We start from the raw sequence: 5,115 nt of genomic DNA, 5'->3' as shown, positions 1-5,115 counted from the left end.
GGGGTCGGCCGCGGCGCCGGGCGCGACCCGCGGGACGGTGCTGTGGGACATGGGCTGGGTGCCTCCCTCGGGCCGGGCGCGGTCAGGAGGCGGGGGTGCCGGTCTCGTCGAGCAGCTTGCGGTACCAGTCGCGCAGCTTGTCGCCGCCGCGGGAGCGCCAGTCGGAGACGGCCTGCTGCATGTCGGAGACCTTCTTGCGGCCCCGCACGATGTCCTTCTCCAGGTCCTCGAACTGGCTGTTGAGCTCGGCGAACCGGTTGGGCTCCTGCACCTGCATGCCGTGGAAGAGCGGCTTGCGCACGTGCGGGCCCTGGCGCTGCTGCCAGCCGATCATGCCCTTCACCACGTCCGGGTGGTCGGGGTAGGCGAAGAACTGCTGCGGGCTGGCGATGTACTCGTACGTCGCGAAGACCTGGTTGTTGCCCTGCTCGGTCTTGGTGAGCGCCCCGCCCTTCAGCGTGTGGTGGGTGCCCTCGATGCCGTACGCCTTCAGCCGCTGCTCCTTGGTGCCGTAGGGCGCGGCGGTGTAGTTGGCGAGGGCGAGGATGTCGGCGATCTTCTTCTTGTCGGTGTCCTTGTTGACGAACGCCCAGATGTTGGAGGGCTGTCCGGCGTACAGCGTCGGGTCGCCGCCGTCGTGCGCGAAGTAGTCCATGGCGGCCATGGCGAAGTCGGGCTTGTCGGCGCGCTGGACGACGGTCTTGCCGTACCAGTCGGAGATGTCGGCGTTGTACATCCACACCTGGCCGGCGGCGAACAGGTTGCCGATGTCGCCCTGTTCGGACTTGGCGTCCGGGTGCACGACGCCCGCCGAGTACAGCGAACGCGACCACTCCAGCGCCTCCAGGAAGGCGTCCGTCTCGTAGCGGTTGACGAGCTTGCCGTCGACGAGCTGCCAGTAGTAGGGCTTCTCCGGCAGCACCCCGAAGAAGCCGTACGCCGCCCACGTCATGTCGCCGCAGCCCCACACCTTGTTCCGCGCCGAGGTGATCTCCTTGGCGAGGTCGAGGAACTCCTTGGCGGTGGTGGGCGCCTCGTAGCCCTTCCCCTCGAAGAGGTCCGCCCGGTAGAAGGGCGTGATGTTGGGGATGACGGAGGCGGGCATCGGCAGCCCGCGCAGCTTGCCGCCGAACACGGCCCGCTGCCAGGCGCCGGTGGGGATGGCGGCGAGGTTCGGGTAGTCCTTGACCCGGTCGCCGGACAGGTAGGGGCCGAGGTCGGCGAACTTGTTGTTGACCGCGCTGGGTATCTTGCCGCCCAGCTCCCAGCCGGGAATGACGACGACGTCGGCGATCGAGCTGGAGGCCAGCACCGCGCCGAGCTTCTGCCCGTAGGTGTTGCCGTCCTGGTTCTGCCAGGTGACGTCGACGCCGACGGCCTCGTTCATCGCCTTCCAGTACGGGTTGTCGCGCCCCGGTGAGGTACCCCACAGCGGAGCCATCACCGTCACTGAGCTGCCCTTGCCGAGCTTGGTGGGCACCGAGACGGCCAGCTTGTCGGCGGGCAGCGCGGTCGTGAAGCCGATCGCCGACCCGTCGCGGCTGGGCAGGTCGGGCTCGACGACGTCCGAGGGCACGTACGTCGGCAGGATGCCCTTGAGGTCCTTGCCGGTGGTGGTCCCCTCGTTGGAGGAGTTGCTGCCCGAGCCCCCGCACGCGGTGAGCAGCGGCAGCCCGCCGCTCACGGCTGCCGCCGCGACGGCGGTGGAGGCCAGGAAGCTTCTCCGGCTGGGGGCGGAAGTGGAGTTCGGCGTCATTGCGTCAACCCTTCAGTGGCGCACCAGGACAACACGCGGCGGTGGTCCGCCGATCGGCTCCTGTGTCTGAGACGAGGCGTGCCGGCACACGGGAAGCGGACGGGAATCGAAGGGGGAGCAGGATTCCGAGGCTGTGGGGCTTCGTCCTGCCGGGGTCCTTCGTCGAAGCGCTTCGATGTTGCTGCGAGGTTAAGTGACGGGCTCATGGCGCACAAGAGTCGGGTTGGCAATAATTCGGAGCCTTGACAGCGGGGGGTGCGTCGACACAGCATCGAAGCGCTTCGAACTCGTTACGGGCCCGCCACCGAGCTGAACGGCAGACCCGCGTTCGTCCTCCCGTGCACCTCCCGCCACGGGCCACGCGAGCGCCCGCCCGGGCCCCGCGCCCGCCTCCCTCCCCGAAGCCCGCACCCTCCCGAACCCCCGCCCTCCCCGAACCCACCCCTGACCCAGACCGCCTCCCTGACCCAGCCCGAGGGGAAACGCCCGTGTTGGAGCCCCAACCGCTCTTCCGCAACCCGCAGTCGCCGTTCGGCGAGCGGATCGACGACCTGCTCGCGCGCCTCACGCTCGACGAGCGGATCGCGATGCTCCACCAGTTCGCCCCGGCCGTCGAACGGCTCGGCGTCGCCGCCTTCCGGACCGGACAGGAAGCCCTGCACGGCGTCGCCTGGATGGGCCCGGCGACCGTCTTCCCGCAGGCGGTCGGCCTGGGCGCGACCTGGAACGAGGACCTCGTGCGCCGCGTCGGCGCGGCGGTCGGCACCGAGACCCGGGCGATGCGCGCCCGGGACGACCGGGTCGGCCTCAACGTCTGGGCCCCGACCGTCAACCTGCTGCGCAACCCGCTGTGGGGCCGCAACGAGGAGGGCTACTCCGAGGACCCGGCACTGACCTCCGCCATCGCCGTCGCCTACACCCGCGGCCTGCGCGGAGACCACCCGCGCTACTGGCGGACCGCTCCCGTCCTCAAGCACTGGCTGGCCCACAACAACGAGACCGACCGTGCCACCTCCTCCGCGTCGGTCCGCCCCCGCGTCCTGCACGAGTACGACCTGCGGGCGTTCCGCCCCGCGGTGGAAGCCGGTGCCGTGGCCGGCGTGATGCCCGCCTACAACCTCGTCAACGGCCGGCCCAACCACCTCTCACCCGAACTGCGCAGCCAGCTGCGGCAGTGGACGGACCAGGAACTGCTGGTCTGCTCCGACGCCGGCGCCCCCTCCAACCTCGTCGACGCCGAGCACTGCTTCGACACCCACGAGCAGGCCACCGCCGCCGCACTGCGCGCCGGCGTCGACAGCTTCACCGACCACGGCCAGGACCCGACCACCATGCTGGCCCGGCTGCGCGGAGCGCTGGACCAGGGCCTCATCGACGAGTCGCACGTCAACACCGCCGTACGCCGCCAACTCGCCGTCCGGTTCGCGCTCGGCGAGTTCGACCCCGAACTCGACTTGTACGCCGGCACGCAGGACTTCGACACCCCCGAGCACCGCGCGCTCGCCCTGGAAGCCGCGGAGCAGGCCGTCGTCCTGCTCAAGAACGAGCCGCCGAGCGGGAACGCCGACGGCCGGGGCACGCTGGCCCGGCAGCCGTCCGGGACGGCCCCCACCCCGCCGACGTCACCGGCACCCCCCGCATCACCCGCGCCGCTGCTGCCGCTGCCCGAGGGGGTGCGCGTCGCGGTGGTCGGGCCGCTCGCCGACGAATGCAAGCTCGACTGGTACAGCGGCACCCTGATCCACCGCTCCACCCCCTTCGACGGCCTGCGCGACCGGTTCGGCGCCGACGCGGTGACCCTCGCCGACGGCCTGGACCGGGTGCGGCTGCACACCGCGGCCGGCACCCTCCAGATGCCCGAGACACCCGCGCTGCCCGAGACGTCGGAAACCACCACCGACCCCGGCGCTGAGGGCGCGCTCGACCCGGCGCTGCTCACCGGCCGCACCGACCTGCCGCCGCTCACCTGCGGCGAGCGGGGCAGCGAGTTCACCCTGGCCGACTGGGGCGACGGCGTGTGCACGCTGCGCGCGCCCGACGGCCGCTACCTCACGGTCGCCGACGACGGCTTCGTCCGCGCCGCAGCCGACCGGCCCGGCGGCTGGGTGGTCCAGGAGACGTTCCGGTTCGAACCCCATGAGGACGGCCACCGCCTGCTGCACCTGGGCACCGGACGCCACGTCCGGATCGGCGACGAGGGGGCGTGCGTCGCCGACCGGGGCGACGTGTTCCGGGTCGAGACGGTCGAGCACGGTGAGCAGGCCGTCGCACGGGCCGCCGCCGAGGCGGACGTCGTGGTGGTCGTCGCGGGCAACGACCCGCACATCAACGGCCGCGAGACCGAGGACCGCACGACACTCGCACTGCCCGACCAGCAGGAGCGGATCTGGCGTGCGGCGCACGCCGCGAACCCCCGCACCGTGCTGGTGCTCAGCTCCTCCTACCCGTACGCCGTACCGGACGCCGACGCCGCGCTGCCCGCCCTGCTGTGGACCGCCCACGGCGGGCAGGCGGCCGGCACCGCGCTCGCCCGGGTACTCGCCGGCGACGTGTCCCCCGCCGGACGCCTGCCGCAGACCTGGTACGGCGCCGACAAGGACCTGCCGCACCTGCTCGACTACGACATCATCGGCAGCCGTCAGACGTACCTCTACTTCACCGGCACACCGCTGTACCCGTTCGGCCATGGACTCGGCTACTCCTCGTTCGACTACACCGCCTTCACCGCCCGCACCGACGGCGACACCGTGCACGTCACGCTCACCGTCACCAACACCGGTGGCCGGGAGGCCGACGAGGTCGCCCAGGTGTACGCCCGCGCCGTCGACCCGTCCGTACCGCGACCGGGCCGGGAACTCGTCGCCCACCGCCGGATCCGGCTCGCCGCGGGCGCCTCGGCCCGGCTGGAGTTCGAGGTCCCGACGTCCGCCCTGGGCTACTGGGACGTCGCCCACCAGCGCTGGACGGTCGAACCGGGCCGCTACGAACTCCTGGCCGGCGCCTCCAGCGCCGACCTGCGGCGCACGGCGACCCTCCGGCTGACCGGCGAGCGGCCGGGCCCACGACCGGTGCTCGACCGGGGCCTGGAGGCAGCGGACTACGACGGGCAGCACGCCACGCACCTCGTCGAGCGCACCGTCACCGCCGGTACCGCGGTGGCGCCGGTGGGCGAGGAACCCGGCGAACTGCGCTACCGGGCGTGCGACTTCGGCGACGCCACCGGCACCGTTGAGCTGCTCGTCGCCGCTACCGGTGCCGGAACGGTCGAGCTGACGACGGACAGCCCGCCCGACCCGCCACCCACCGGCACCGCGCCCCCCGCTCCGGCGTCGTCCTCCGCCGGGGCGTCCCCGGCGCCG

2 protein-coding genes are annotated in these 5,115 nt (G+C 72.3%); one reads left to right on the top strand and one right to left on the bottom strand.

The genetic code is table 11. From position 1 onward, the window contains the following. Positions 1 to 82 precede the first annotated feature (82 nt). Positions 83 to 1,756 carry an extracellular solute-binding protein gene (locus tag ACYVE9_RS15040; protein WP_461028347.1) on the bottom strand — a complete coding sequence of 558 codons (1,674 nt, stop codon included), beginning with the start codon at positions 1,754 to 1,756 and terminating at the stop codon, positions 83 to 85. Between the two features lie 488 nt (positions 1,757 to 2,244). On the opposite strand from ACYVE9_RS15040, the gene ACYVE9_RS15035 reads away from it, so the two are divergent. Continuing rightward, a partial coding sequence (locus tag ACYVE9_RS15035; protein WP_461028346.1) for a glycoside hydrolase family 3 C-terminal domain-containing protein occupies positions 2,245 to 5,115 on the top strand: 2,871 nt, incomplete at its 3' end.

The sequence above is a fragment of the Streptomyces sparsus genome (assembly GCF_054776295.1).
Note: the sequence above shows the minus strand (reverse complement) of the source record. Positions and strands in the feature narration are given on the sequence as shown.

Excerpts from the sequence above, each read along its gene's own strand:
- ACYVE9_RS15040 (WP_461028347.1), bottom strand. The coding sequence starts at position 1,756 with ATGACGCCGAACTCCACTTCCGCCCCCAGCCGGAGAAGCTTCCTGGCC.